General features: G+C 61.0%; 24 protein-coding genes. 20 read left to right on the top strand and 4 right to left on the bottom strand.

The features are described 5' to 3' along the window. Positions 1-265: 265 nt before the first annotated feature. The 12 genes from atzF (at position 266) to PMI16_RS13200 (ending at position 12,334) form a co-directional block, all read left to right on the top strand. A complete protein-coding gene (atzF, locus tag PMI16_RS13255; RefSeq protein ID WP_007880262.1) occupies positions 266-2,095 on the top strand; it encodes an allophanate hydrolase in 1,830 nt (609 codons plus the stop codon). A gap of 32 nt (positions 2,096-2,127) precedes the next feature. Continuing rightward, positions 2,128-3,177, top strand: coding sequence for an ABC transporter substrate-binding protein (locus tag PMI16_RS13250; protein ID WP_007880261.1), 1,050 nt, complete (start codon positions 2,128-2,130; stop codon positions 3,175-3,177). A gap of 2 nt (positions 3,178-3,179) precedes the next feature. Next, positions 3,180-4,049 (top strand): ABC transporter permease, encoded by an 870-nt coding sequence (locus tag PMI16_RS13245; RefSeq protein WP_007880260.1) that lies wholly within the window; start codon positions 3,180-3,182, stop codon positions 4,047-4,049. Then, positions 4,046-4,891 (top strand): ABC transporter ATP-binding protein, encoded by an 846-nt coding sequence (locus PMI16_RS13240; RefSeq protein WP_007880253.1) that lies wholly within the window; start codon positions 4,046-4,048, stop codon positions 4,889-4,891. The genes PMI16_RS13245 and PMI16_RS13240 overlap by 4 nt, the downstream gene beginning before the upstream one ends. 71 nt (positions 4,892-4,962) lie before the next feature. Next, positions 4,963-6,060, top strand: coding sequence for a BMP family ABC transporter substrate-binding protein (locus PMI16_RS13235; protein ID WP_007880251.1), 1,098 nt, complete (start codon positions 4,963-4,965; stop codon positions 6,058-6,060). A 115-nt stretch (positions 6,061-6,175) separates the two neighbouring features. Next, positions 6,176-7,318, top strand: a complete 1,143-nt coding sequence (locus tag PMI16_RS13230) for an ABC transporter permease (RefSeq protein ID WP_007880249.1) — start codon at positions 6,176-6,178, stop codon at positions 7,316-7,318. After that, positions 7,311-8,231, top strand: a complete 921-nt coding sequence (locus PMI16_RS13225; protein ID WP_007880247.1) for an ABC transporter permease — start codon at positions 7,311-7,313, stop codon at positions 8,229-8,231. The genes PMI16_RS13230 and PMI16_RS13225 overlap by 8 nt, the downstream gene beginning before the upstream one ends. Positions 8,232-8,247: 16 nt before the next feature. Continuing rightward, a complete protein-coding gene (biuH, locus tag PMI16_RS13220) occupies positions 8,248-8,943 on the top strand; it encodes a biuret amidohydrolase (protein ID WP_007880246.1) in 696 nt (231 codons plus the stop codon). 2 nt (positions 8,944-8,945) lie between these two features. Next, positions 8,946-10,538: an ABC transporter ATP-binding protein gene (locus tag PMI16_RS13215; protein ID WP_007880245.1), complete on the top strand. Its 1,593-nt coding sequence runs from the start codon at positions 8,946-8,948 to the stop codon at positions 10,536-10,538. Further along, a complete protein-coding gene (locus tag PMI16_RS13210) occupies positions 10,535-11,221 on the top strand; it encodes a cysteine hydrolase family protein (protein ID WP_007880244.1) in 687 nt (228 codons plus the stop codon). Before PMI16_RS13215 ends, PMI16_RS13210 begins: the two co-directional genes overlap by 4 nt. Continuing rightward, entirely contained in the window at positions 11,218-11,598 is a 381-nt protein-coding gene (hpxZ, locus tag PMI16_RS13205; protein WP_007880243.1) for an oxalurate catabolism protein HpxZ, read from the top strand. The genes PMI16_RS13210 and hpxZ overlap by 4 nt, the downstream gene beginning before the upstream one ends. A gap of 43 nt (positions 11,599-11,641) precedes the next feature. Next, positions 11,642-12,334 carry a GntR family transcriptional regulator gene (locus PMI16_RS13200; RefSeq protein ID WP_007880240.1) on the top strand — a complete coding sequence of 231 codons (693 nt, stop codon included), beginning with the start codon at positions 11,642-11,644 and terminating at the stop codon, positions 12,332-12,334. Between the two features lie 27 nt (positions 12,335-12,361). Here the strand turns inward: PMI16_RS13200 and PMI16_RS13195 are convergent, their stop codons facing one another. Further along, entirely contained in the window at positions 12,362-12,817 is a 456-nt protein-coding gene (locus PMI16_RS13195; RefSeq protein WP_007880238.1) for a GNAT family N-acetyltransferase, read from the bottom strand. 282 nt (positions 12,818-13,099) lie between these two features. Between PMI16_RS13195 and PMI16_RS13190 the strand changes: the two genes are divergently transcribed. The 6 genes from PMI16_RS13190 to PMI16_RS13165 all read left to right on the top strand — a co-directional run bounded on the left by PMI16_RS13190 (position 13,100) and on the right by PMI16_RS13165 (position 20,544). Continuing rightward, positions 13,100-14,077: a bifunctional riboflavin kinase/FAD synthetase gene (locus PMI16_RS13190; protein WP_007880237.1), complete on the top strand. Its 978-nt coding sequence runs from the start codon at positions 13,100-13,102 to the stop codon at positions 14,075-14,077. 115 nt (positions 14,078-14,192) lie between these two features. Further along, the gene (gene ileS, locus PMI16_RS13185) at positions 14,193-17,087 is read left to right on the top strand and encodes an isoleucine--tRNA ligase (RefSeq protein WP_007880236.1); all 2,895 of its coding nucleotides are present in this window, start codon (positions 14,193-14,195) and stop codon (positions 17,085-17,087) included. Positions 17,088-17,167: 80 nt separating this feature from the next. After that, positions 17,168-17,677 carry a signal peptidase II gene (gene lspA, locus PMI16_RS13180; RefSeq protein ID WP_007880235.1) on the top strand — a complete coding sequence of 170 codons (510 nt, stop codon included), beginning with the start codon at positions 17,168-17,170 and terminating at the stop codon, positions 17,675-17,677. 79 nt (positions 17,678-17,756) lie between these two features. Next, positions 17,757-18,965: a bifunctional phosphopantothenoylcysteine decarboxylase/phosphopantothenate--cysteine ligase CoaBC gene (gene coaBC, locus PMI16_RS13175; protein ID WP_007880234.1), complete on the top strand. Its 1,209-nt coding sequence runs from the start codon at positions 17,757-17,759 to the stop codon at positions 18,963-18,965. 27 nt (positions 18,966-18,992) lie between these two features. Next, positions 18,993-19,442 carry a dUTP diphosphatase gene (gene dut / locus PMI16_RS13170; protein ID WP_007880233.1) on the top strand — a complete coding sequence of 150 codons (450 nt, stop codon included), beginning with the start codon at positions 18,993-18,995 and terminating at the stop codon, positions 19,440-19,442. Positions 19,443-19,452: 10 nt separating this feature from the next. Continuing rightward, on the top strand, positions 19,453-20,544 hold the full coding sequence (locus tag PMI16_RS13165) for a M48 family metallopeptidase (RefSeq protein ID WP_007880231.1): 1,092 nt from the start codon (positions 19,453-19,455) through the stop codon (positions 20,542-20,544). 214 nt (positions 20,545-20,758) lie between these two features. On the opposite strand, the gene clpA is transcribed toward PMI16_RS13165, so the two are convergent. Together clpA and clpS are read right to left on the bottom strand one after the other, a co-directional pair. Further along, the gene (clpA, locus tag PMI16_RS13160; RefSeq protein WP_007880229.1) at positions 20,759-23,065 is read right to left on the bottom strand and encodes an ATP-dependent Clp protease ATP-binding subunit ClpA; all 2,307 of its coding nucleotides are present in this window, start codon (positions 23,063-23,065) and stop codon (positions 20,759-20,761) included. After that, positions 23,062-23,376, bottom strand: coding sequence for an ATP-dependent Clp protease adapter ClpS (gene clpS, locus PMI16_RS13155; protein WP_007880228.1), 315 nt, complete (start codon positions 23,374-23,376; stop codon positions 23,062-23,064). The genes clpA and clpS overlap by 4 nt, the downstream gene beginning before the upstream one ends. Positions 23,377-23,718: 342 nt before the next feature. On the opposite strand from clpS, the gene cspE reads away from it, so the two are divergent. Further along, a complete protein-coding gene (gene cspE, locus PMI16_RS13150) occupies positions 23,719-23,928 on the top strand; it encodes a transcription antiterminator/RNA stability regulator CspE (RefSeq protein ID WP_007880225.1) in 210 nt (69 codons plus the stop codon). Positions 23,929-24,068: 140 nt separating this feature from the next. Here cspE and icd read toward each other — a convergent pair whose 3' ends face one another. Beyond that, positions 24,069-25,322: an NADP-dependent isocitrate dehydrogenase gene (icd, locus tag PMI16_RS13145; RefSeq protein WP_007880223.1), complete on the bottom strand. Its 1,254-nt coding sequence runs from the start codon at positions 25,320-25,322 to the stop codon at positions 24,069-24,071. A 266-nt stretch (positions 25,323-25,588) separates the two neighbouring features. On the opposite strand from icd, the gene PMI16_RS13140 reads away from it, so the two are divergent. Beyond that, the gene (locus PMI16_RS13140; protein WP_007880221.1) at positions 25,589-26,155 is read left to right on the top strand and encodes a pseudouridine synthase; all 567 of its coding nucleotides are present in this window, start codon (positions 25,589-25,591) and stop codon (positions 26,153-26,155) included. Positions 26,156-26,198: the final 43 nt, after the last annotated feature.

Genomic DNA, 26,198 nt, shown 5'->3' with positions numbered 1-26,198 from the left:
GTGCAGGCACCAGTTTGGCATCACAAGCTGCGCCAAGTACAAGCATCTGCGCCAGTTCGGATCACCGCGGCCAGATTCTCCACGACTAAGTCCGCCGCCCCACTCCCTTCCGCGACAAACGCCTCCTCACCCGTCAAACACGTACGGAGCGGGCTTTCCCCGGCGTCTTTCACCCACTCCGGTCAGCTCCCAAACATCCTGAAACAACCGCTGGCACGGTACCTGCTTAATATTTTCCATCTTGTATTCAAGAATGAATATAAACATGTCAGCAAATATTTTCCGCCAACATTCCGCCCCCTCCCCGCAACGGACGATCGCCGACGTACTGGCTTCGTACCGCGCCGGCAGCCTCACTCCCGGCAAGCTGATCGGCGACCTGCTGGCGCAGATCGAGCAGTCCGACCGCACCGAAGTCTGGATCCATCGCGTGCCCGCCAAGACGCTCAGGCAACAGGCAGCCGCGCTCGACCTGATGCTGCAAATCAAGGGCGAGGCCGTGTTCGAATCGCTGCCGCTGTTCGGCATCCCGTTCGCGGTGAAGGACAACATCGACGTCGCCGACATGACGACCACCGCCGCCTGCCCCGAGTTCAGCCGCGTGCCGCAAGCCAGCGCCACCGTGGTCGCGCGGCTGCAACAGGCCGGCGCGCTGCTGGTCGGCAAGACCAACCTGGACCAGTTCGCCACCGGCCTGGTCGGCGTGCGCTCGCCGTATGGCGCCGTGCGCAACGCGCTGCGACCAGAGTACGTCTCGGGCGGATCCAGTTCCGGTTCAGCCGTGGCCGTCGCGCTCGGGCAAGTGCTGTTCTCGCTCGGCACCGACACCGCCGGCTCCGGTCGCGTGCCGGCAGCCTTCAACAATCTGGTCGGACTGAAACCGACGCGCGGCCTGCTCAGCTCCAGCGGCATGGTTCCGGCGTGCCGCACGCTCGACTGCATTTCCATCTTTGCGCATGACGTCGCCGACGCCTGGCGTGTATTGCAAAGCGCGGCCGGATTCGACGCCGGCGACGCTTATTCGCGCACGCCGCCGATGCTCGGCGTCAAGCGTCGCGGCTATCGCATCGCCGTGCCGCAAAAGCCGGAATTCTATGGCGACGACAACGCCAGGCTCGCCTACGAACAGGCCCTGGAAAAAATCGCCGCCATGCCCGGCGTCAGCATCACGCGCATTCCCTTCGACGCCTTCACCGACGCTGCGCAATTGTTGTATCAAGGTCCGTGGGTGGCGGAACGTCGCGCCGCGCTGGGTGATTTCTTCGACACACATAACGAAGCCATCCATCCCGTAGTCGGGGAAATCACCGCGCAAGCCGACAAGTTCGACGCGGTCGATGCCTTCAACGGCCAATACCGTCTGGCCGAACTGCGCCGCGAAGCCGAAACCCTGCTGCAACACACCGACCTGCTGCTGGTGCCGACCACCACCACCATGCCGACCATCGCCGCAGTGGAAGCCGATCCCATCGCGCGCAATTCTCAGCTCGGCTACTACACCAATTTCGTCAACCTGATGGACATGGCGGCGCTGGCGATTCCCGCCGTGTGGCGCAAGGACGGCCTGCCGGCGGGGATCACGCTGATCGGTCCGGCCGGCTCCGACCATTTGCTGGCGGAAGCCGGCGCGCAGTTCCAGCAATTGCTGGGCGGCGCAGCGCAGGCCGATGCCGTGGCGGCCACGCCGCTGCCCTTCAATGAAACAACCGTCAAGGTCGGCGTGGTCGGTGCGCATCTGAGCGGCCAACCGCTGAACTGGCAATTGCTGGAAGCCGGCGCCCGTCTGTACGCCAGCACCGCCACCAGCAAACACTATCGCCTCTATGCGCTGGCCAACACCACGCCGGCCAAACCTGGCCTTGTCCGCAGCAATGGCGACGACGGCGCAGCCATCCTCACCGAAGTCTGGGAAATGCCGCTGCGCAATTTCGGCAGCTTCGTCGCCGCGATTCCGGCGCCGCTCGGCATCGGCACCATGGAGCTGGCCGACGGCAGCAGCGTCAAGGGCTTCATCTGCGAACCGGCGGCGCTGGACAACGCGCGCGACATCACCGGGTACGGCGGCTGGACCGCTTACCTCGCAGCAAAGATCTGATCAATCTTCCGCCCCCACCTCACGGAGCCAGCATGAAAAAGACAGCAAACCCGGACACGACGAACACTTTCGCAACGCAGACTGAATCGGGGGTTGAATCTACGCAACGCCGCCGTTTTCTCGGCACCGCCGGTACGGTCGCGACCACGCTGGCGCTGGGCGGCGCGCCGGCCATTTTGCGCGCGCAGAGCGTACCGATCCGCATCGGCTACTGGCCCGTCGCCGCCGGCCTGCCCTTCTATGCCGCAGTGGAAGCCGGCTACTTCAAGGAAGCCGGTCTCGACGTGCAACCGATCAAGTTCGCCGGCGCCCAGCAGGTGATGGAAGCCATGCTGTCGGGTCGCGCCGATGGCTCGGCCAACGGCACCGGCGCCGGCAATCTGGCCATCGGCGAAATCGCCCAGCCGGGCCTGTTCAAGATCTTCGCCACCAATCCGAGCAATGCGCAATACGTGCTCGACGAATTCCTGGTGCCCAAGGACAGCACCATCAAATCGATCGCCGAACTCAAGGGCAAGAAGGTCGCCTCCGGCCCCGGCATCCAGAACGTCACGCTGGCCAAGACCGTGCTGGAGCGCGCGGGCGCGACCGGCGCCACCGTCACCGAACTGCCGATCGGCCAGCACGTCGCCGCGCTCGCCGCCGGCCAAGTCGACGCCGTCTACACGCTGGAACCGACCGGCACCGTTGGCCGCATGAACAACACCACGCGCGTGCTGGAAGCCGGCGTCATCGCCAAGTACATCCTCGGCAATCCAAGCGCGCCATGGCATGGCGGCGCGGCGGCCTTGACCACCGACTTCATCAAGAAGCATCCGGCCGAGACGAAAAAATACATCGCCGCCTACGCGCGCGGCATCGAGCTGATCCGCAAGACGCCGGACAAGGCGCGTCCTTACCTCAAGGGCTACACCGCCATCGAAGGCTCGCTGACCAACGAAGTGCCGCTGGCGTCCTACATGCTCTACAACGAGTTCAAGGCCAGCGACGTCGCCTACTTCCAGAAGTTCTACGACCTGTTCGTCGACAAGGGCATCTTCGCCTCGCGCGTGATGGTGGATTCACTTCTTTACAAGGGTTGATCATGGCTGACTCAGTTACTACCATCATCACTGCCGGCGGCGCATCCAAGCCGGATACCGCGGCCGCTCCCGCGACTGAAATCAAAGTGGCGCCCGTTGCCAAGAAACGCCGCACGCCGCCCTCCTTCGGCAAGCTCTTGCCCATCGTCGGTCCGATCGCTTTGTTCATCATCTGGGACCTGGTGGTGCGCGCGGGATGGATCAAGGCCATCCTGCTGCCGACGCCTGCGGCGACGCTGATCACGCTGGTCAACGGCCTGGCCGGCGGCCCGCTGCTGATGGACTTCCTGGTGACGGTGATGCGCACGCTGGAAGCCTTCGTCATCGCGGCGGTGGTCGGCGTGCCGCTCGGCGTCCTGCTGGGCAGCAACGAGCGCGCCTATCGCAGCGTGGAGTTCCTGATCGACTTTTTCCGTTCGACGCCGTCGTCGGCATTGATCCCGCTGTTCCTGCTGATCTTCGGCGTGTCGGACATCAACAAAGTCGCCATCGCCGCCTTCGGCGCGCTGCTGATCGTGCTGTTCAACAGCGCTTACGGCGTGCTCAATGCCCGCAAGCAGCGCGTGATGGCGGCCAAGGTCATGGGCGCGTCGCGCTGGCAGATTTTCAAGGACGTGCTGCTGTGGGAAAGCCTGCAACCGACCTTCGTCGGCCTGCGCAGCGCGGTGTCGATGGCGCTGGTGATCGTGATCGTGGCCGAGATGTTCATCGGTTCCGAAAACGGCCTCGGCCACAAGATCATCGATGCCCAGCAAGTGCTGAACGTGCGCGAAATGTATGCGGCGATCCTGGCTGCCGGCGCGCTCGGCTATGCCCTGAACGTGGTGTTCATCGTGATCGAAAAACGTATCGTCCATTGGAGCGGAAGATGAGCGTCGTCATTTCCCCAAAACTGAAATATGAAGAACCGGTCGTTCCTTTCGTCCCTGGCCCGCCCGGCACCCACATCACGATCCGCGGTCTGACGAAATATTTCGCCGGCTGGCCCTTGTACGAGGATTTCAATCTCGACATTCCCAAGAACAAAATCGTCTCGGTGTTCGGTCCCAACGGCTGCGGCAAGTCGACGCTGATCAACATGATCGCCGGTCTGATCCCGATCGACGCGGGCCAGATCCTGTTCGACGGCAAATCACTGGCCGACACCAAGATCGGCTACGTCTTCCAGAACTACCGCGAAGCGATGTTCCCGTGGCTGCGCACCATCGACAACATCGCCTATCCGCTCAAGCTGGAAGGCAAATCCAAGGTCGAGATCAACCGCCGCGTGGAAGAGCTGGTCGCCTCCTTCGACGTCAAGTTCGACCTCAACCGCTATCCGTATGAGATGTCCGGCGGACAGCAACAGACCGCCTCCATCATGCGCGCGCTGGCGCCGGGGCCGGAGGTGCTGTTCCTTGACGAACCGTTCTCCGCGCTCGACTTCGAGATGACGCTGTTCATCCGCGAAAAGCTGCAGGAAGTCTTCATGCAAACCGGCACCACCATGATGCTGGTCTCGCACGATCTGGAAGAAGCCGTCTATCTCGCCGACGAGATCCTGCTGCTGACCAAGCGTCCGACCAAGGTGGCGCACATCCTGCATTACGACGATGTCCGTCCGCGCACGGTGGAGACCCTGACGCAGCCGCGCTTCATCGAAGCCAAGAAGATGAGCCTGAAGATTTTCCAGACCGAAGTCAGGCGCGAAGCCACGGCGCAACCGCCCAGATAATTTGCTGCATGATTTTTTGAACACCACTTTGCCAACAACATCACCAACGTTTCCTTTTACCGGAGCCAAAGATGAACAACCGTCGTGACTTTCTCAAACTGACCGGCGCCGCTGCACTGGGCGCGGCATTTCCGCTGGACCTGCTGGCTGCCGCACCGTTGACGGTCGGCTTCATCTACGTCGGCGCGCGCGACGATTTCGGCTACAACCAGTCGCATGCGCAGGCTGCCGCCATCATCAAGAAAATGCCCGGCATCAAGGTCATCGAAGAAGAGAAAGTGCCGGAAACCGTCGCCGTCCAAAAGACCATGGAAGCGATGATCCAGCAGGACGGCGCATCGCTGATCTTCCCGACCTCGTTCGGCTACTTCGATCCGCACGTGCTGAAAGTCGCGGAGAAATATCCCAAGGTGCGCATCGCCCACTGCGGCGGCCTGTGGACCGCCGGCAAGCATCCACTGAATGTCGGCAGCTTCTTCGGCTACATCGAAGAATGCGAATACCTCAGCGGCGTGGTCGCCGGCCACATGAGCAAATCGAAGAAACTGGCCTTCATCGCCGCCAAGCCTATCCCGCAGGTGCTGCGCAACATCAACGCCTTCACGCTGGGCGCGCAATCGGTGGATCCGTCGATCACCACGCACGTGATCTTCACCGGCGACTGGTCGCTGCCGGTCAAGGAAGCCGAAGCCGCCAACAGCCTGATCGACCAGGGTTGCGACGTCATCACCTGCCACGTCGACGGTCCCAAGGTCATCGTCGAAACCGCCGAGAAGCGCGGCATCATGACCTGCGGCTATCACGCCAGCCAGGCCGCGCTCGCGCCCAAGGGCTACCTCACTGGCGCCGAGTGGAATTGGGCGACGCCGTACACGGAAATCGTGAAAGCCACGGTCGAAGGCAAACCGATGATCAACTTCCTGCGCGGCGGCCTCAAGGACAACTTCGTGAAAATGTCGCCGTACGGCGCCAACGTCAGCGCCGCCGCCAAGAAGAAGGCCGATGACGTGAAGGCGCAAATGCTGGCCGGCAAATTCCAGATCTTCAAGGGCCCGATCAAGGACAACAAGGGCGCGGTCGTGATCCCGGCCGGCACGACGCAGGTGCAGACCGATGTGGCGCTGGAGAAGATGAATTATCTGGTGGCGGGCGTCGTCGGTCAGGTATGAAAACTGCTTAACACCATGTGGCGCGGCAGCGCGTTGCAGCGATGGCTACCTATCGCTGCAACGCGCCTTGGCTGCCTCGTAAAGATTTTCTCGCCCTTCACGTTCATCGATCGCCATGACCACACACGACCGCGCGGAAAACAGGGTTTTCATTTTACGGCTCAAAGCCCGTGCTGCCGTCACGCTGGCGCCGGTGCTGCCGACGCTGTGTGCATTGAGCGGCGCACTGTTGCTGTTCGTGCTGTTCCTTCTGGTGCAGGGCAAGCCCGCCACCGAGGCTTGCCTGTTGATTTTCCAGGGCGCTTTCGGCTCCATGTTCGCCTGGCAGAATACCTTGCAGCGCGCCGCGCCCTTGTTGTTGACCGCCTTGTGCGTGGCGCTGCCGGCGCGCGTCGGCCTGATCGTCATCGGCGGCGAAGGCGCGCTGGCGATGGGCGGTTTGTTTGCCGCCGTGCTCCCCTCTTTTCTACCGGCGCTGTCGCCGTGGATCATGCTGCCGGCGATGGCCGTCGTCGCCATGATTGCCGGAGGTCTGTGGATTGCCCTGTGCGGCGCCTTGCGCCAATGGCGCGGCGTCAACGAAACGATTTCCAGCCTGCTGCTTTCCTACATTGCAGTCGCATTGTTCAAACATCTGGTCGAAGGTCCGCTGCGCGATCCTGCCAGTCTCAACAAACCGTCCACTTTGCCGCTGCCGGAAGCCTATCTGATCAATCCCCTGCCCGGACTCGACGTGCATTGGGGCCTGGTGTGGGGTGCGCTGGCCTGCATGGCGGCATGGATTTTCCTACGCCATAGCGTGACCGGTTTCGCCATGGCGATTGCCGGCGGCAACGGCCGCACCGCGCGTCTGGTCGGCCTGCCGGTCAATCGCCTGGTCGTGATCGCCTGTGCAATGGGAGGCGCTGCGTCGGGCTTGGCCGGCATGTTCGAAGTCACCGCCGTGCACGGCAGCGCCAATAGCGCGCTACTGGCAGGTTACGGATTCAGCGGCATCCTGGTGGCCTTTGCGGCGCGCCAGAATCCGCTCGCCATCATCGTTTGCGCGGTCGTCATCGGCGGCGTCGAAGCCAGCGGCAGCCTGCTGCAACGCCGCCTCGACCTGCCCGACGCCACCACGCTGGTGTTGCAGGGACTGCTGTTCTGCAATCTGCTGGCGTGGGAAGCCATTACCGGCCGACTCGCCGCGCTGAAAACACGCTGGCAGGTGCAGGCGCAACCGCTGCCGACGACAACAGCGGAGACCAGCCATGTCTGATTTCGATTTCACCACGCTGCTGCTGGCCTTGTTCGCCGGCGCCATCCGGGTCGGCACGCCCTTCCTCTTCGTCAGCCTGGGTGAATGCCTGACCGAAAAGGGCGGTCGCGTGAATCTTGGATTGGAAGGCATCCTGGTCTGCGGCGCGATGACCGGTTACGCCGTGTCTTTCTTCTCCGGCTCGGCCTGGCTGGGTGTGCTGGCGGCGGGGGCCTCCGGCATGTTGCTCGGCACCTTGCACGGACTGGTGTGTTCGCTGCCGCGCGTCAATGACATTGCATTCGGCATCGCGCTGATGTTGCTCGGCACCGGCCTCGCCTTCTTCCTCGGCAAACCGTTCATCCAGCCGCAGGCGGCGATGCTGCCGTCGATCGATCTCGGCGGCTGGAGCAGCAATCCGCATCTGCATCACGCGCTGGAAATCAATGCGCTGTTCCTGATCGGCGTATTGCTTGCCGCCGCCTTGCAATGGGGACTGTCGAGCACCAGCTGGGGTCTGGCGCTGCGCCTGGTCGGCGACCATGCCGAGACGGCGCGCGCCCTCGGTTATCGCATCAATCTGACGCGCATCGTCGCCACTGCCTGCGGCGGATTTCTGGCAGCGGTAGGCGGCGCCTATCTGTCGTTGTATTACCCCGGCAGCTGGAACGAAGGCCTGTCCAGCGGACAAGGCCTGATGGCGGTGGCGCTGGTGATTTTTGCGCGCTGGCAGCCGCTGCGCTGCCTGCTCGCGGCGCTGCTGTTCGGCGCCGCCGGCGCGCTCGGCCCGGCCTTGCAGGCGGTTGGCGTCACGTCGGGCTATTACCTGTTCAACGCTGCGCCTTACGCGCTGACCTTGCTGATCATGATCATTACCTGCCGTCCCGATCGCACGCTGTCGAGCGCACCGGGCGAACTCAGCCTTACCAGATAAATCAGGAGAAACCGACATGTCCGAATTGTTCATCCAGTCCGAACCCTACCCGTGGCCCTACGACGGTGCGCTGAAGCCGGGAAATACTGCACTGATCGTGATCGACATGCAGACCGACTTCTGCGGCATCGGCGGCTACGTCGACAAGATGGGCTACGACCTGTCGCTCACGCGCGCGCCGATCGCGCCGATCAAGAGCGTGCTGAGCGCCATGCGCGCCGGCGGCTACACCATCATCCACACCCGCGAAGGCCATCGCCCCGACCTGTCCGACCTGCCTGCCAACAAGCGCTGGCGCTCGCGCCGGATCGGCACCAACGGCGTCGGCATCGGCGATGACGGCCCCTGCGGCAAGATCCTCGTGCGCGGCGAACCGGGCTGGGAAATCATTCCGGAGCTGGCGCCGTTGCCCGGCGAAATCATCATCGACAAACCCGGCAAGGGCTCGTTCTGCGCCACCGACCTGGAACTGGTGCTGCACACGCGCGGCATCCGCAACCTGATCCTGACCGGCATCACCACCGACGTCTGCGTCCACACCACCATGCGCGAAGCCAACGACCGCGGCTTCGAATGCGTGATGCTGGCCGACTGCTGCGGCGCCACCGATCACAACAATCACCTCGCTGCGCTGTCGATGATCAAGATGCAGGGCGGCGTGTTCGGCGCAGTGTCGGACTCATCGTCGCTGCTGCAAGCGATAGGAAAATAATCATGCACGCGCTTGAGCTGGAAGTCATCGGCGCCGGCAAATCCTTCGGCGAATTCCGCGCGCTGGACGAGGTCTCGATCAAGATCAAGGCCGGCACCATCCACGCGCTGCTGGGCGAAAACGGCGCCGGAAAAAGCACGCTGGTCAAAGGCCTGGTCGGCTACAGTCCGCTCGATCAGGGCATCATCCAGGCCGATCGCCGCGAGGTGGAAATCCGCGGTCCGCGCGTGCCCAACACGCTGGGCATCGGCATGGTGTATCAGCACTTCACGCTGGCGCCCAGCCTTTCCGTGGCGGAAAACCTGCTGCTGGCGCGCGGCCTGATGCGCTGGCGCATCCACTGGAACCTGGAACGCCAGGTACTGGAAGAATTCATGGAGGCGATGCCGTTCCGGCTCGATCTCGACCGCCTCATCAGCAGCCTGTCCGCCGGCGAAAAACAGAAGCTCGAAATCCTCAAGCAACTCTATCTGCGGCGCCGCCTGCTGATCCTCGACGAGCCGACCTCGGTGCTCACGCCGCAGGAAGCCGACGAAGTGCTCGGCCTGATGCGCGACCTGACGCGCCGCGAAGAACTGACGGTGCTGATGATCACGCACAAGTTCCACGAAGTCACGGCTTACGCCGACGACGTCACGGTGCTGCGCAAGGGACGTCTGGTCGGCAGCGCAGCGGTAGCCGACACCAACCCCGCCGAACTCGCGCACTGGATGATGGGACAGGCGCGCGTCGAAAAAGAAGCCGTGGCGCGTCCGCCGGTGCCTGCCGATGCGCCGGTCGGCCTGAAGGTCGATTCGCTGCTGGTGCTCAATGACCGTGGCGTCACCGCCGTCAATACGCTGTCGCTGCAAGTCAGGCGCGGCGAAATCGTCGGCCTGGCCGGCATCTCCGGCAACGGCCAGAAAGAACTGGTGGAAGCCCTGCTCGGCCAGCGCCGCCGCTTGTCCGGCGAAGTGCAGATCAACGGCGCGGACTATCAGGCCAGCCGTACCGAAATGCGCGAACGCAAGGTCTTTGCGCTGCCGGAGGAGCCGCTGCGCAACGCCTGCATCGCCGGCATGAACGTGGCTGAAAACATGGCGCTGCGCAACTTCGATGTCGCCCCCTTCCGCCGCAGCGGCTGGCTGCGCTGGAGCGTCAATCGCGCCGCCATGCGCAAGCAGGCGCAGGCCCTGATCACCGCCTTCAACGTCAAACCGCCGCTGCCGGAACGCGCCATCGGCACACTCTCGGGCGGCAACGTGCAACGCGCCGTGCTGGCGCGCGAGCTGGGCGATTCCACACGGCAGGAAGATGCCGTCAACGTGCTGATCGTCGCCAATCCGGTGTTCGGACTGGACTTCGCCTCGGTCGCCGACATCCATGCGCGTCTGTTGCAGGCGCGCGCATTGGGCACGGCGATCTTGCTGGTCAGCGAAGATCTTGATGAATTGCTGGAACTGTCGGATCGCATCCTCGTGATGACCGACGGCGCCATCGTGCATGCAAACGATGCGGCCAGCGCCGACCGCGCCGAACTGGGGCGCTGGATGGCCGGACACGGTCAACGCGGAAATCCATCGACAACGCCTGACACGCAACTGGAGACCGCATGATTACCGTCGACGCCATTCCCTATCCTTACCAATTCGACAGCCGCCACACGGCGCTGGTGGTGATCGACATGCAGCGCGATTTCGTCGAGGAAGGCGGCTTCGGCAGCGTGCTCGGCAACGACGTGCGGCCGCTGGCGACCATCGTGCCGGCGGTGGCGAAACTGCTGACGCTGGCACGCGCACACGGCATGCTGGTGGTCCACACGCGCGAGTCGCATTTGCCGGACCTGTCCGATTGCCCGCCGGCCAAACTCAAGCGCGGCAATCCCACATTAGGTATCGGCGACGAGGGCCCGATGGGACGCATCCTGGTGCGCGGCGAACCGGGTAACCAGATCCTGCCGCTGCTGGCGCCGCTGGATGGCGAGCTGGTGATCGACAAACCCGGTAAAGGCGCGTTCTACGCCACCGACCTGCACGCGCAATTGCAGGCCCGCGGCATCACGCACCTGCTGTTTGCCGGCGTCACGACCGAAGTCTGCGTGCAGACCTCGATGCGCGAAGCCAACGACCGCGGCTACGAATGCCTGATCGTGGAAGACGCCTGCGCCAGCTATTTCCCCGTCTTCCACCAGGCCACGCTGGCCATGCTGACCGCGCAAGGCGGCATCGTCGGCTGGCAGGCGCCGCTGTCCACGCTGCAAACCGCATTCAAGGAAACTGCCGGAGAATCCGTATCATGAGTCCGCAAGTCAATCTGCCGCACATCGTGGAAGAAGTCGAACAAGCCTTTGCCGACTATGAACACGCCCTGTTGATCCATGACGTGCCCGCGCTGGATCGCTGGTTCTGGTACGACCCGCAGACGGTGCGTTACGGCGTGGGCGAAATCCTGCTGGGCGGCGAGGCGATCCGCCAGTACCGCCAGACCTGCGCGCCGGTGCATCCCTCGCGCAAGCTGCATCGCACGGTGGTCACGACCTTCGGCAGCGACTATGCTACCGTCAGTACCGAGTTCAGCGCCGACGACTCGGATAAAATCGGCCGCCAGATGCAGACTTGGGTGCGCATGGAAGCCGGCTGGCGTATCGTCGCCGCCCATGTCAGCCTGATGCCGTAAAACTTTTGTTCCGATTTTCCTTTTGTATTGACGACGTTCCGCCATGACCGTAACTGCCGCAAATCCGCTTGCTGAACAGGTTTACAACCGGCTCAAGGAAGACATCTTCAATTTTCGCCTGTTGCCGGGGGACAATTTCACCGAAACCGAGATGGCGCTGTCTTACGGCGTCTCCCGCACGCCATTGCGCGACGCCTTGTTCCGGATGCAGCGCGAAGGCTATCTGGACGTCGGTTTCCGGCGCGGCTGGAAGGTGCGGCCGATCGACTTCGATCGCCTCGACAATCTCTACGACCTGCGCATCGTGCTGGAAATGGCGGCGCTGGAACGCCTGTGCCAGAACCCCGATCCTTCGCCGGGCCTGGAAGAACTGAACGCCGTCTGGCTGGTGCCGGAAGAACAACGCGAAAGCGAAGCGGTCAAGGTCGCCGAGCTTGATGAAAGCTTCCATACCAACCTGGTCGCCGCCGCCGGCAACGAGGAAATGACGCGCATCCACACCGAAGTCACCGAAAAAATCCGCATCGTGCGCCGGCTCGATTTCCTGAAAAAGAACCGCGTGCTGGCGACCTACGAAGAACACGGCAAGATCCTCAAGCTGATCGCCAAGCGCAAGGCCACCGAAGCCCAGATCCTGCTGCGCGCCCACATCACGCAAAGCAAGCTGGAGGTGCGCAAGATCACCATCTGGATGCTGGCCGAAGCGCGCCAGGAGCAGGTGCAGACGCAAACGTAGTTACTGCCTGCGCCCCTTTGGCGACGTTCAGAGACGCAAGCTCATGAACATGCTGTTCGGATCTTCGCCATAAGTCCCGAACGGGCCGCAGTAGACGAATCCCACGCTCTCGTACAATTGCCGCGCCGGTTTGAAGGCATCAAACGATCCTGTCTCCAGGCTGAGACGTTCGTAGCCGCGCGCTTTGGCCTGTTCGATGATATGCGCCAGCATCGCCCGGCCTGCGCCTTTGCGGCGCAGCGCTTCCGGGGTGCGCATGGATTTGATCTCGCCATGCCGGCAGTCAAGCTCCTTGAGCGCGCCGCAACCGATCAGTTGCGACCCCTCCCATGCCGTCCAGAACGTGATGTCCGGGCTGCGCAGCTTGTCGAGATCAAGTGCATGCACGCTTTCGGGCGGCGATATCTCGCGCATATTGCGCAAATGTTCTTCCAGCAAGGCATGAATTGCGGGCCGCGAAAGGTCGTCCATTTCTATTTGCATGGCTGTTCCCTGATGTCGTGACGTCTCGATGGCGAGGCTTCTGAGGCGAACATTATGCCCAGAGATGCGCGAGAGAACGTTAATGTCAGGCAATATTTCCAAAATAAAATGATTTCAATTTGACAATGTCGTGCCGCAAGCCAGCCTCCCGGACATGGTCGCCGCCCCGACCAGGCGTCGCCATCGCTTGTTTCCCGCCGTTTCACCGCCAAATCAGGGGTAAGCCTCCGAAAACATTTATAATGGAAGGCTTTTGCAACGGCATCACTTTTCACCTCTTCCATGAAGGTATTTCGCGGACTTCCCAATGCTGAATCGCGTGCGCCCTGCGCGCTGACGATCGGCAACTTCGACGGCGTGCACCGTGGCCACCAGGCGCTGCTGGCACAGGTGCGCGAAGCTGCAAGCCGCCTGAACCTGGATGCCGCCGTGATGACGTTCGAACCGCATCCGCGCGAATTCTTCGCGCAACTGGCCGGTACCCCGGAAAAAGCCCCGCAACGCATCGCCAACCTGCGCGACAAGCTGCAATCGCTGTCCAACGCCGGCGTCGATCGCGTGATCGTGGAACATTTCAACGCCAACTTCGCCGCCCTGTCGCCGCAAGACTTCATCGAAAAGATCCTGATCCAGGGCTTGCACGTGCGCTGGCTGCTGGTGGGCGAAGACTTCTGCTTCGGTTCCCGCCGCGCCGGCAACATCCAGACCCTGATCGACGCCGGCAAGCAATACGGTTTTGAAGTGCACACCATGCCCAACGTGAACAACGCAGGCGTGCGCATCTCGTCGTCGGCCATCCGCGCGGCGCTGGCCGAGGCGGATTTCCCGCATGCGCGCCAGTTGCTGGGCCACTCCTATGCGATCTCCGGCCATGTGGTGCACGGCAAGAAGCTCGGCCGCACCATCGGCTTCCCGACGCTGAACATGCGCGTGGGCCACAAGCGGCCGGCATTGTCGGGCATCTTTATCGTGCAGGTGCACGGACTGGGCGACCAGCCTCTGCCGGCGGTGGCCAGCCTGGGCGTGCGCCCGACCGTGGACGACAGCGGCCGCGTGCTGCTGGAAACGCACATCTTCGATTACAGCGGCGATTGCTACGGCAAGCTGCTGCGCGTGGAATTTTTGAAGAAATTGCGCGACGAAGAGAAATACGTCGACCTGCCGACATTGACGGCAGCCATTGAGCGCGATGCGCAACAGGCGCGTGCCTGGTTCAAGGAACAGGCGAGTTTCGCCGTGTCCGCCACCGACCGAATTTGACGCTGGACCGCCCCGCTCGCCGGCAGTGATTTGCGGCGACGCTTCTTACAGTATCAACAGCCGGATCAGCTACCCCAGCCGTCACCGATTTCCAGAATTTAACCGAAAACAACTTATGTCGAACAACGAATCCTCCAAGCCAAACAAGCCGGGCAAACCTGAAGGCAAGCCGGCCGGCAAGTATCCGGTCAACATGACCGAGACCGCTTTCCCGATGCGCGGCGATCTCGCCAAGCGCGAGCCGCAATGGGTCAAGGAATGGCAGAGCAAGAAACTGTATCAGCGCATCCGCCAGGCGTCGGCCGGCCGGCCCAAGTTCATCCTGCATGACGGTCCTCCGTATGCCAACGGCGAAATCCACCTGGGCCACGCCGTCAACAAGATCCTCAAGGACATGATCGTCAAGGCCCGCAACATGGCCGGCTTCGACGCGCAATACGTGCCGGGCTGGGATTGCCACGGCATGCCGATCGAAATCCAGATCGAAAAGAAATACGGCAAGAACCTGCCGGTGGCCGAGGTGCAAGCCAAGGCGCGCGCCTACGCCAACGAACAGATCGAGCTGCAAAAGAAGGATTTCATCCGCCTGGGCGTACTGGGCGAATGGGACAATCCGTACAAGACCATGAACTTCTCCAACGAAGCCGACGAGCTGCGCGCGCTCGGCACGATTCTGGAGAAGGGTTACGTCTATCGCGGCCTGAAGCCGGTCAACTGGTGTTTCGACTGCGGCTCTGCATTGGCGGAAGCGGAAGTGGAATACCAGGACAAGCGCGATCCGGCCATCGACGTCGGCTTCCCGTTTGCGGAACACGACAAGATCGCCAAGGCCTTCGGCCTGGCCAAGCTGCCTGCAGACAAGGGCTACATCGTCATCTGGACCACCACGCCATGGACCATCCCGTCCAACCAGGCGCTGAACGTGCATCCGGAATTCGACTACGCGCTGGTGCAGACCGAGCGCAACGGCGAACCGACGCTGCTGATCCTGGCCAAGGACCTGGTCGAATCCTGCCTGCAACGCTACGGCCTGGAAGGCAAGGTCATCGCCACCGCCAAGGGCGAGGCGCTGTCGCTGATCGCCTTCCATCATCCGCTGGCGACCGCCGACAAGGGTTACGATCGCCTGTCGCCGATCTACCTGGGCGAGTACGTGACCGCCGACAGCGGCACCGGCATCGTCCACTCGGCGCCTGCCTACGGTATCGAAGACTTTGTCTCGTGCAAGGCGCACGGCATGAAGGACGACGACATCATCAGCCCGGTCATGGGCGACGGCCGCTATGCCTCGTCGCTGCCGCTGTTCGCCGGCCTGACGATCTGGGAAGCGTCGAAGCCGATCTGCGCCAAGCTGGAAGAAACCGGCGCGCTGTTCAAGCTGGTGATGTTCGACCACAGCTACATGCACTGCTGGCGCCACAAGACGCCGATCATTTATCGCGCCACCTCGCAATGGTTCGCGAGCATGGACAACACGCCCAAGGACGGCGGCAAGAGCCTGCGCGAAACCGCGCTGCAAGGCATCGAAGACACCGCCTTCTTCCCGGCATGGGGCAAGGCGCGCCTGCACGGCATGATCGCCAACCGTCCCGACTGGACACTGTCGCGCCAACGCCAATGGGGCGTGCCGATGGCGTTCTTCGTGCACAAGGAAACCGGCCTGCTGCATCCGCGCACGCCCGAGCTGCTGGAGCAGATCGCCCAACGCATCGAGCAAGGCGGCATCGAGGCATGGCAGACGCTGGATCCGAAAGAATTACTGGGCGACGAGGCCGACCAGTACCTGAAGAACAAGGACACGCTGGACGTCTGGTTCGATTCCGGTTCGACCCATCAGACCGTGCTGCGCGGTTCACACAAGCAGGAGTTGCAATTCCCGGCCGATCTATATCTGGAAGGTTCGGACCAGCATCGCGGCTGGTTCCACTCCTCGCTGCTGACGTCGTCGATGCTGAACGGCCGCGCGCCCTACAAGGCGCTGCTGACGCACGGCTTCGTGGTCGACGGCGAAGGCCGCAAGATGTCGAAGTCGCTCAAGAACGGCGTCGAACCGCAAAAGGTGGCCGACTCGCTGGGCGCGGAAATTCTGCGTCTGTGGGTGGCGTCGAGCGATTACTCCGGCGAGATCTCGATCTCCGACGAAATCCTCAAGCGCGTCACTGAGGCCTATCGCCGCATCCGCAATACGCTGCGCTTCCTGCTGGCCAATACTGCCGATTTCGACATGGCCAAGAACGCCGTGCCGGTCGCCGAGATGCTGGAAATCGACCGCTACGCGATCGCCAACATGGCCAACCTGCAAAAGGAAATCCTGGCGCACTACGAGACCTACGAGTTCCACCCGGTCGTCTCCAAGCTGCAGATGTATTGCTCGGAAGATCTGGGCGGCTTTTACCTCGACATCCTCAAGGATCGCCTGTACACCAGCGGCGTCGATTCGCACGCGCGCCGTTCGGCGCAGACCGCGATCTGGCACATCACCCAGGCGCTGCTGCGCCTGATGGCGCCGACGCTGTCGTTCACGGCGGAAGAGGCATGGAGCTTCTTTGCCGGCAAGGATGCCTTTGCCGAGAGCAGCGAAACCATCTTCTCGCAGACGTATTACACGCTGCCGGAAGTGGCGCAGGCTGAGGCGCTGGTCGCCAAGTTCAACGTGCTGCACGAAGTGCGCGCGGCCGTGACCAAGCAACTGGAAGAAGTCCGCATCGCAGGCAACATCGGCTCCTCGCTGCAGGCGGAAGTCGAGCTCAAGGTCAGCGGCGACAAGGTGGCCTTGCTGCAAAGCCTGGGCGACGACCTGAAGTTCGTGCTGATCACGTCGGCGGCCAAGGTCACTGCGGTGGAGGCGGAAGCCGACGAAGCCATCGTCGTCACGCCGTCGGCCAATCAGAAATGCGAGCGCTGCTGGCACTATCGCGCCGACGTTGGTTCGCATGCCGAGCACGAAGGCCTGTGCGGCCGTTGCGTCGCCAATTTGTTCGGCAGCGGCGAAGACCGCCACTTCGCTTAAGCAACAGGAAAGTCGGCACGTGACGAATAGCGCGTGCCGGCTTTCTCCCTCGATATCATCCACGTCCGCATTCATCATCCATGGCCTCCAATAAAAAACGCCTCATGCCCAGCTCCAGCAATAACAACAGCCTGCTGCCATGGCTGGGTATTTCGCTGATCGTGCTGCTGCTGGATCAGCTGTCCAAGATCACGATCCTCAAACTGTTCCACTACGGCGAATCGCGGCCGATTACCGGCTTCTTCAATCTGGTGCTGGTGTATAACAAAGGCGCGGCTTTCAGTTTCCTCGCGGCCGAGTCGGGCTGGCAACGCCACCTGTTCACCGCCATCGGCATTGCTGCGGCGATCTACATCATTTACCTGCTGCGCAAGCACGCCGGCCAGCGCATGTTCTGCTGGGCGCTGGCGCTGATCCTGGGCGGCGCCATCGGCAACGTGATCGATCGCGTCGTGTACGGTCACGTGATCGACTTCCTCGACGTCTTCGTCGGCAGTTGGCACTGGCCGGCGTTCAACATCGCCGATAGTGCGATCTGCGTAGGTGCGGTATTGTTCGTGCTGGATGAGTTGCGCCGCGTCGGCAAATAGATGTCGGACGGCAAGGCTGCGGTCGCTTGCTTAATGGCTGCCGCAGTCGTCATGAATGAGTTCTATAAGGAGTAAGGCAATGGACCTCGCTGGCAAAAAAATCCTTCTCGGCCTGACCGGCGGCGTGGCATGCTACAAGGCTGCCGAACTCGCACGCGGCCTCGGCAAGGCCGGCGCTTCGGTGCAGGTCGTCATGACCCAGGCGGCGACGCAGTTCATCACCACCATCACCATGCAGGCGCTGACCGGCAACACGGTCTACACCGATCAATGGGATGCGCGCATCGAGAACAACATGCCGCACATCGACCTGACGCGCGGCATCGACGCGATCGTGATCGTCCCCTGCTCCACCGATTTCATCTTCAAACTCGCGCACGGCGCTTGCGACGACTTGCTGTCGACGCTGTGCGTGGCGCGTCCGCATGGCGTGCCGCTGATGATCGCCCCGGCCATGAACGTCGAGATGTGGCAGAACCCGGCGACCCAGCGCAACATCGCGCAGGTGCAGCAGGACGGCATCAAGCTGCTCGGCCCCGATTCGGGCGACCAGGCCTGCGGCGAAGTCGGCTATGGCCGCATGCTGGAACCCGAACAACTGCTGGAAGAAATCATCGCCGTCTTCCAGCCCAAGCTGCTGGCCGGCCGCCGCGTGCTGCTGACGGCAGGACCGACATTCGAGCCGATCGACCCGGTGCGCGGCATCACCAATCTGTCGTCAGGCAAGATGGGCTATGCGCTTGCGCGCGCGGCACGGGAAGCCGGCGCCGAAGTCGTGCTGGTATCCGGTCCGACGGCTTTGGATGCACCTTACGGCGTGCGCCGCATCGATGTGCAGACGGCGCAGCAAATGCATGATGCGGTGTTCGCCAACGTGGCGGGACAGGATGTCTTCATCGCGGTGGCGGCGGTGGCCGACTGGCGCGTCGCCAACGTCAGCAACCAGAAGATCAAGAAGAACGCCGACGACGGCAGCCTGCAATTGTCGTTCGAACAGAATGCAGACATTCTCGCCGACGTCGCCGCTTTGCCGAAACGTCCTTACTGCGTGGGCTTTGCGGCCGAGTCAGAAAACCTCGAACAATACGGCGCCGCCAAACGTATGAAAAAGAATATTCCCCTGTTGGTCGGCAACATCGGCCATCAGACGTTCGGCAAGGATGAAAACGCGCTGACGCTGTTCGACGACAAAGGCCACACCAGCCTGCCGCGCGCCGATAAGCAAACGCTGGCGCGGCAACTGGTGCGCGAGATTGCGCATCGCCTGTCCGCATCAAGCACTCACTGATTTTTAACTTTTATTATTTTTGTTCCCATGAAAACTATCGACGTCAAAATCCTCGACCCGCGCATGAAAGACCAACTGCCCGCCTACGCCACCGCCGGCAGCGCCGGACTGGACCTGCGCGCCTGCCTGGACGCGCCGCTGACGATCGCACCGGGAACCACGCATCTGATCCCGACCGGCCTGGCAATCCATGTAGCCGATCCCGGCTATGCGGCGATCATCCTGCCGCGCAGCGGCCTGGGCCACAAGCACGGCATCGTGCTGGGCAATCTGGTGGGGCTGATCGACTCCGATTATCAGGGGCAATTGATGGTCTCGACATGGAACCGCGGCCAGACCGAGTTTGTCCTAAACCCCATGGAGCGCCTGGCGCAACTCGTGATCGTTCCCGTCATGCAGGTCGGCTTCAACGTGGTTGAAGAATTCGACAGCAGCGAACGCGGCGCAGGCGGCTTCGGCAGCACCGGCAAACATTAAGGAGTATTGGATGCGCGCAAGACACCAGGAATATTGGGGAAAAATAAAAATAGCGCTGGCCGTCGTTCCGGCAGCATTACTCGCAGCATGCGTCACACCGCAGGATGGCGGCAACCTCAATAAACCGGCGCAAACCGTGACAGCGCCCGCAGCCGTCAAGGCGTCCGTGTTGACGCCCGATCAGGTCGCCCTGCGCGCGCTGACGGCGCAGCAGGATCGCCTGTACAACGTCGCGGCGCCGCTGCTGACCGGCAACGCGCCGCTGTGCCGCGGCAACGCGCGCAACCTGCTCGGCTTCACCGCCAAGAACAAGTATTCCTATCCGACGGAGTTCGTCAACGCGGCGCAATCGCTGGGTTTTGACGATCGCCTGCAAGTCACCGGCGTGTTGCCCGGCAGCGGCGCCGCCAAGAGCGGCATTCAACGCGGCGACGTGTTGCTCGCGGTTGCCGACAAGCCTCTGCAGCAAGGCCCCGACGCCGAGCGCCAGGCCGCCAATTTGCTGGGACCTCTGGTCACCAACGGCCGCGCGCCGATCAAGCTGACCGTGATGCGCAACAAGGCACAACAAAACGTCATCGTGCCGTTGACGCTGGCCTGTGCCTTCAGCATCGAGCTGGGCAACGCCGACAACGTCAATACCTACGCCGACGGCCGCCGCGTGCTGATCACGCGCGGCATGATGAATTTTGCGAAGTCGGATGAAGAGCTGGCCTACCTGATCGCCAAGGACATGGCGCACAACTCGCTGGGGCATGCCATTCGTCAGCGCATGGTGGCGACCACCGGCGGCGTGATCGACAACCTGATGCGCGCACAGCCGGATCCGACCGCGACGGCCGGCACCGGCGGCATTCGTCCGTATCCGCAGGATCTGGACGCCGCAGCCGACAATATGGCGCTGTACATGCTGGTGCGCGCCGGCTACAGCATCGACGGCTATGCGGCCTTCTGGCAGCGCCTGGCGTCGCAGTATCCCGCCAGCGTACCGAACGGTTACACGGCGTTGCATCCGGCGACTGCTTATCGCATGACCATGATCGACAAGTCGACGCAAGCGCTCAAGGCCAAACAGGCTTCAGGGAAGCCGCTGACGCCGTGATGCGAACCCGGTGATGGAACGGTACACCGAATGCCATCACGCGCTTCCGGATAGCTTCCGGTTCGTCTAAGCGATGCACCGTGCCAGCAGCGGAGCAACAAGACAGGCAACAAAGCAAAAAGGCCGGAACGATCAAACGTTCCGGCCTTTTTGTTGGTTCTGCTGCTTGCTGCTCCGGCACACCTCGCGATGCGCCGACGTTGTCGAGACGGCTTTATTCGACTTCCAGCTTTTCCTGCGGTTCTTCCGGCGGAGGCGTCGGATCGTCGCCTTCGGGGAATTCCAGCTTGACCTGATCCTTGTCGTCCAGCTCGACGGTGACGCGGCCGCCGTTGACCAGACGGCCAAACAGCAGTTCGTCGGCCAGCGCCTTGCGGATCATGTCCTGGATCAGACGCGACATCGGACGCGCGCCCATCAGCGGATCGAAGCCCTTCTTGCTCAGGAACTTGCGCAATGTGTCCGAGAATACGGCTTCCACTTTTTTCTCGTGCAGTTGCTCTTCCAGTTGCATCAGGAACTTGTCGACCACGCGCAGGATGATTTCCTCGTCCAGCGCGCCGAAGCTGATGATCGAATCCAGCCGGTTGCGGAATTCCGGTGTGAACATGCGCTTGATGTCCGCCATCTCGTCGCCGGCTTCCTTCTTGTCGGTGAAACCGATCGAACGCTTTTGCAGGCTTTCTGCGCCGGCATTCGTGGTCATCACGATGATGACATTGCGGAAGTCGGTCTTGCGACCGTTGTTGTCGGTCAGCGTGCCGTGATCCATCACCTGCAGCAGGATATTGAAAATATCCGGATGCGCCTTTTCGATTTCATCCAGCAGCAGCACGGCATGTGGCTTCTTGGTGATCGCTTCGGTCAGCAAACCGCCCTGGTCGAAACCGACGTAACCCGGCGGCGCGCCGATCAAACGGCTGACCGCATGACGTTCCATGTATTCGGACATGTCGAAACGAATCAGCTCGATGCCGAGGATGAATGCCAGTTGCTTCGCCACTTCGGTCTTGCCCACGCCGGTCGGACCGGAGAACAGGAAGGAGCCGATCGGCTTGTCGGTCTTGCCCAGCCCGGCACGCGCCATCTTGATGGCGGACGCCAATGCTTCAATCGCAGGATCCTGACCGAACACGACGTTCTTGAGGTCGCGATCAATCGTTTGCAGCTTGGTGCGGTCGTCCTGATTGACGGATTGCGGCGGAATGCGCGCGATCTTGGAGATGATCTCTTCGATCTCGGACTTGCCGATGGTCTTCTTCTGCTTCGACTTCGGCAGGATGCGTTGCGCGGCGCCGGCTTCGTCGATGACGTCAATCGCCTTGTCGGGCAAATGACGATCGTTGATGAAGCGTGCTGCCAGCTCGGCTGCGGAAGTCAGCGCGGAAGCGGAATACTTCACGCCATGGTGCTCTTCGAACTTGGACTTCAAACCACGCAAAATCTGGATGGTCTGCTCGACGGTCGGCTCGTTGACGTCGATCTTCTGGAAGCGACGCGACAAGGCGTGATCTTTTTCGAAGACGCCGCGGAATTCGGTGTAAGTCGTCGCGCCGATGCACTTGAGCTGGCCGCTGGACAATGCCGGCTTCAGCAGATTCGATGCGTCCAGCGTGCCACCCGAAGCCGAACCGGCGCCGATGATGGTGTGGATTTCGTCGATGAAGAGAATGCCGTTGGGGCTGTCCTTCAATTGCTTGAGAACGGCTTTCAGGCGTTGCTCGAAATCGCCGCGATACTTGGTGCCGGCCAGCAGAGCGCCCATGTCGAGCGAATACACGACGGCGTTCTTGAGGATTTCCGGCACGTCGCTCTGGGTGATGCGCCATGCCAGGCCTTCGGCGATGGCGGTCTTGCCGACGCCGGCTTCGCCGACCAGCAACGGATTGTTCTTGCGGCGGCGGCACAAGGTCTGGATCACACGCTCGACTTCGGCGTCGCGGCCGATCAGCGGATCGATCTTGCCTTCTGCGGCAGCCTTGTTCAGATTCTGGGTGAACTGATCGAGAGGACTTTCCTTTTGCTGGCCTTCGGTCTGCACGTCTTCCGCTCCTTCAGGCGCTTTTTGCGAATCGACTTGCTGATCCTTGCGCACACCATGAGAAATGAAATTGACTACGTCCAGGCGGGTTACGCCCTGTTGATGCAGATAGTAGACAGCGTGCGAGTCCTTCTCGCCGAAGATGGCGACGAGCACGTTGGCGCCGGTCACTTCCTTCTTGCCGTTGGAAGCCGACTGCACGTGCATGATCGCGCGCTGAATCACGCGCTGGAAACCCAGCGTCGGTTGCGTGTCGACTTCATTGGTGCCGGGAACGGTCGGCGTATTATCGGTAATAAAATTGGTCAGCGTCTTGCGCAGATCGTCGATATTGACCGAGCACGCGCGCAACACTTCCGCCGCCGATGGATTGTCCAGCAGGGCGAGGAGCAAATGCTCTACCGTGATAAATTCGTGACGGGACTGTCTGGCCTCAACAAATGCCATGTGCAAACTGACTTCCAATTCCTGCGCAATCATGCTTCCTCCATCACGCACTGCAGGGGATGCCCTGCTTTCCTAGCGTGGGTTAATACGAGTTCAACTTTTGTGGATGCGATATCTTTCGGATACACACCACACATACCTTTCCCATCGCGGTGAACTTTGAGCATAATCTGCGTCGCCGTTTCACGGTCTTTGTTGAAGTACTCCTGAATGACTGCGACGACGAATTCCATCGGCGTATAGTCATCGTTCAACAACAATACCTGGTACATAGGAGGCGGCTTGAGCTTTTGCTCCTGCCGCGCCAGGACTGTACCGTTATCATTATCGTGCTTGGTTGCCATGCATCTATTCTAAAACCATCAATCAACTGTGCAACGCACAACGATGAAGAAAATATCCAAATTAAATTAGATATTACGCGTTTTCCTGATAGTCCGCAGATAACGCTTATTTATCGTAAATCAAGAGCACCGCCTCCCATCGAGTGAACAAAAGCTTAATAATTCCACTGAAAACAGCTTGACTTTTGTATTTTTAACGAGAACAATGGAATTCATTGATAAGTAGTTACTGCTTGTTAATACGAAGGGGGCAAGTTTAAGGGGGGCTGCGGACGTTTCAATCTCGCGAGGCTTCTTGCTTTAACGGCTCGTGTGATTTTTTATTAATTGAAAGATGCTTTTATGGCAACAGGTACAGTCAAGTGGTTCAACGATTCTAAGGGCTTTGGCTTTATCACTCCGGACGACGGCGGTGAAGATTTGTTCGCACACTTCTCGGCAATTCAGATGAACGGCTTCAAGACCCTCAAAGAAGGTCAAAAAGTTCAGTTCGAAGTCACGCAAGGCCCCAAAGGCAAGCAAGCTTCCAACATTCAAGCTCCCGCGGCTTAAGTCCTAACCGCTTTGCTAAAAAGCTCCTGCTCTGCAGGAGCTTTTTTTATGTCCGCTCGCCCGGGACAGCGGCATAAAAAAGGCCGGTCGCCCGGCCTTCGATCAATTGCAGCACAGCAAAGCTGCCGGCCCTCATCAGATCACATGTTCTCGATAACAGCATCGCCGAAACCGGAGCAGGACACCTGCGTCGCCCCTTCCATCAGGCGCGCGAAGTCATACGTCACCTTCTTCGAAGAAATCGTCGTTTGCATCGCTTCGACTATGATGGCCGCAGCTTCGGTCCAGCCCATGTGGCGCAACATCATTTCCGCCGACAAGATGAGCGAACCCGGGTTGACGTAATCCTTGCCGGCATATCTTGGCGACGTACCGTGCGTGGCTTCGAACATGGCCACGGAGTCCGACATGTTGGCGCCGGGAGCAATACCGATGCCGCCGACCTGTGCCGCCAGCGCGTCCGAGATGTAGTCGCCATTCAGGTTCAGCGTGGCAATGACGCTATACTCCGCCGGGCGCAGCAGGATCTGCTGCATGAAGGCGTCGGTGATCGAATCCTTGACGATGATATCGCGACCGGTCTTCGGATTTTTCACGCGGACCCATGGACCGTCGTCGATGATCACGCCGCCGAACTCCTTCTGCGCAAGAGCGTAGCCCCAGTCACGGAAGCTGCCTTCGGTGAACTTCATGATATTGCCCTTGTGGACCAGCGTCACCGATGGTTTGTCGTGGTCGATCGCGTACTGAATCGCCTTGCGCACCAAACGCTCGGTGCCTTCCTGCGAAACCGGCTTGATGCCCAGGCTGGAGGTCTCGGGGAAACGCAGCTTCTTGACACCCATTTCCTTGACCAGGAAGTCGATCAGCTTTTTGGCGCCTTCGGAGCCGGCCTGCCATTCGATGCCGGCGTAAATGTCCTCCGAGTTTTCGCGGAAGATGACCATGTTGGTCTTTTCAGGCTCGCGCAGCGGCGACGGCACCCCCTTGAAGTAGCGCACCGGGCGCAGGCAGACATACAGGTCCAGTTGCTGGCGCAGCGACACGTTGAGCGAACGGATGCCACCGCCGACCGGCGTCGTCAACGGTCCCTTGATCGAGACAATGTATTCCTTGACGGCGGCAACGGTCTCTTCCGGCAGCCAGACATCCTCGCCGTACAGCTTGGTTGATTTCTCGCCGGCATAGATTTCCATCCAGCTGATCTTGCGCTTGTCGCCATAGGCTTTTTCAACTGCGGCATTGACGACCTTGAGCATGACAGGCGTGACGTCGCTGCCGGTGCCGTCGCCTTCAATGAATGGAATGATCGGATTGTCCGGGACATTGAGGGAAAAGTCTGCGTTGACGGTAATTTTCTTACCTTCAGACGGCACGTTGATATGTTGGTACATCGTTGTCTCCGACAATTAAACTAAACGGAATGAAGCGAAAAAGCGTGAATGGTCACGGTCGGCCATTCTGAACCGGAATCCGCAAGCGACTTCAGGAAGTAAAATAAAGCAACATCTTATATAAGACATAAGATACCACTTTTGGTATGCATCAGTATTTTACTGAATGTCGTGCCTTTGCAATACCCAGGCTGTAACATTTACCCCGACGCGCTGCCGCATACGTTACCGCTACCTATTCGATTCAATACCTCTTCAGCTCAAGCATGCCTTTGATCTTGTTCAACAAACCGTTTCAGGTCCTGTGCCAATTTTCGGCACATCCTGAGCGCGATACGCTGGCCAATTACCTCGACATCCCCGACATTTATCCCGCCGGTCGTCTTGATGCCGATAGCGAAGGCCTGATGCTGCTTACCGACGACGGTGAACTGCAGCATGAAATCAGCCATCCCAAACGCAAACAGCCGAAAATCTATCTGGTGCAAGTCGACGGCGTACCCGATCGCGATACGCTGGACCGCCTGCGCAATCCGCTCGATCTGGGCGATTTCGTCACGCAGCGAAGCGAAGTGAAACATGTTGAAGAGCCCGGCTGGCTGTGGCCGCGTAATCCGCCGATACGCGTGAGGCAGAGCCAGCCGACCAGTTGGCTGACCATCAAGATATCCGAAGGAAAGAACCGTCAGGTGCGCCGCATGACGGCCGCAGTAGACCTGCCTACTTTGCGACTGGTGCGCATCGCCATCGGCCCGTTTTCCCTGCATACGCACCCGCTCATGCCGGGTGAATGGAAGGCCGTGGATCCTTCAGAGCTGAATCGCCAAACCTGACAATACACTGACAAAAAATCCTCATACTACGCGGGATGCAAAG

Source organism: Herbaspirillum sp. CF444, assembly GCF_000282135.1.
GTDB lineage: Bacteria > Pseudomonadota > Gammaproteobacteria > Burkholderiales > Burkholderiaceae_D > Herbaspirillum.
Note: the sequence above shows the minus strand (reverse complement) of the source record. Positions and strands in the feature narration are given on the sequence as shown.

Excerpts from the sequence above, each read along its gene's own strand:
- atzF (WP_007880262.1), top strand. The coding sequence starts at position 266 with ATGTCAGCAAATATTTTCCGCCAACATTCCGCCCCCTCCCCGCAACGG.
- PMI16_RS13250 (WP_007880261.1), top strand. The coding sequence starts at position 2,128 with ATGAAAAAGACAGCAAACCCGGACACGACGAACACTTTCGCAACGCAG.
- PMI16_RS13245 (WP_007880260.1), top strand. The coding sequence starts at position 3,180 with ATGGCTGACTCAGTTACTACCATCATCACTGCCGGCGGCGCATCCAAG.
- PMI16_RS13240 (WP_007880253.1), top strand. The coding sequence starts at position 4,046 with ATGAGCGTCGTCATTTCCCCAAAACTGAAATATGAAGAACCGGTCGTT.
- PMI16_RS13235 (WP_007880251.1), top strand. The coding sequence starts at position 4,963 with ATGAACAACCGTCGTGACTTTCTCAAACTGACCGGCGCCGCTGCACTG.
- PMI16_RS13230 (WP_007880249.1), top strand. The coding sequence starts at position 6,176 with ATGACCACACACGACCGCGCGGAAAACAGGGTTTTCATTTTACGGCTC.
- PMI16_RS13225 (WP_007880247.1), top strand. The coding sequence starts at position 7,311 with ATGTCTGATTTCGATTTCACCACGCTGCTGCTGGCCTTGTTCGCCGGC.
- biuH (WP_007880246.1), top strand. The coding sequence starts at position 8,248 with ATGTCCGAATTGTTCATCCAGTCCGAACCCTACCCGTGGCCCTACGAC.
- PMI16_RS13215 (WP_007880245.1), top strand. The coding sequence starts at position 8,946 with ATGCACGCGCTTGAGCTGGAAGTCATCGGCGCCGGCAAATCCTTCGGC.
- PMI16_RS13210 (WP_007880244.1), top strand. The coding sequence starts at position 10,535 with ATGATTACCGTCGACGCCATTCCCTATCCTTACCAATTCGACAGCCGC.
- hpxZ (WP_007880243.1), top strand. The coding sequence starts at position 11,218 with ATGAGTCCGCAAGTCAATCTGCCGCACATCGTGGAAGAAGTCGAACAA.
- PMI16_RS13200 (WP_007880240.1), top strand. The coding sequence starts at position 11,642 with ATGACCGTAACTGCCGCAAATCCGCTTGCTGAACAGGTTTACAACCGG.
- PMI16_RS13195 (WP_007880238.1), bottom strand. The coding sequence starts at position 12,817 with ATGCAAATAGAAATGGACGACCTTTCGCGGCCCGCAATTCATGCCTTG.
- PMI16_RS13190 (WP_007880237.1), top strand. The coding sequence starts at position 13,100 with ATGAAGGTATTTCGCGGACTTCCCAATGCTGAATCGCGTGCGCCCTGC.
- ileS (WP_007880236.1), top strand. The coding sequence starts at position 14,193 with ATGTCGAACAACGAATCCTCCAAGCCAAACAAGCCGGGCAAACCTGAA.
- lspA (WP_007880235.1), top strand. The coding sequence starts at position 17,168 with ATGGCCTCCAATAAAAAACGCCTCATGCCCAGCTCCAGCAATAACAAC.
- coaBC (WP_007880234.1), top strand. The coding sequence starts at position 17,757 with ATGGACCTCGCTGGCAAAAAAATCCTTCTCGGCCTGACCGGCGGCGTG.
- dut (WP_007880233.1), top strand. The coding sequence starts at position 18,993 with ATGAAAACTATCGACGTCAAAATCCTCGACCCGCGCATGAAAGACCAA.
- PMI16_RS13165 (WP_007880231.1), top strand. The coding sequence starts at position 19,453 with ATGCGCGCAAGACACCAGGAATATTGGGGAAAAATAAAAATAGCGCTG.
- clpA (WP_007880229.1), bottom strand. The coding sequence starts at position 23,065 with ATGATTGCGCAGGAATTGGAAGTCAGTTTGCACATGGCATTTGTTGAG.
- clpS (WP_007880228.1), bottom strand. The coding sequence starts at position 23,376 with ATGGCAACCAAGCACGATAATGATAACGGTACAGTCCTGGCGCGGCAG.
- cspE (WP_007880225.1), top strand. The coding sequence starts at position 23,719 with ATGGCAACAGGTACAGTCAAGTGGTTCAACGATTCTAAGGGCTTTGGC.
- icd (WP_007880223.1), bottom strand. The coding sequence starts at position 25,322 with ATGTACCAACATATCAACGTGCCGTCTGAAGGTAAGAAAATTACCGTC.
- PMI16_RS13140 (WP_007880221.1), top strand. The coding sequence starts at position 25,589 with ATGCCTTTGATCTTGTTCAACAAACCGTTTCAGGTCCTGTGCCAATTT.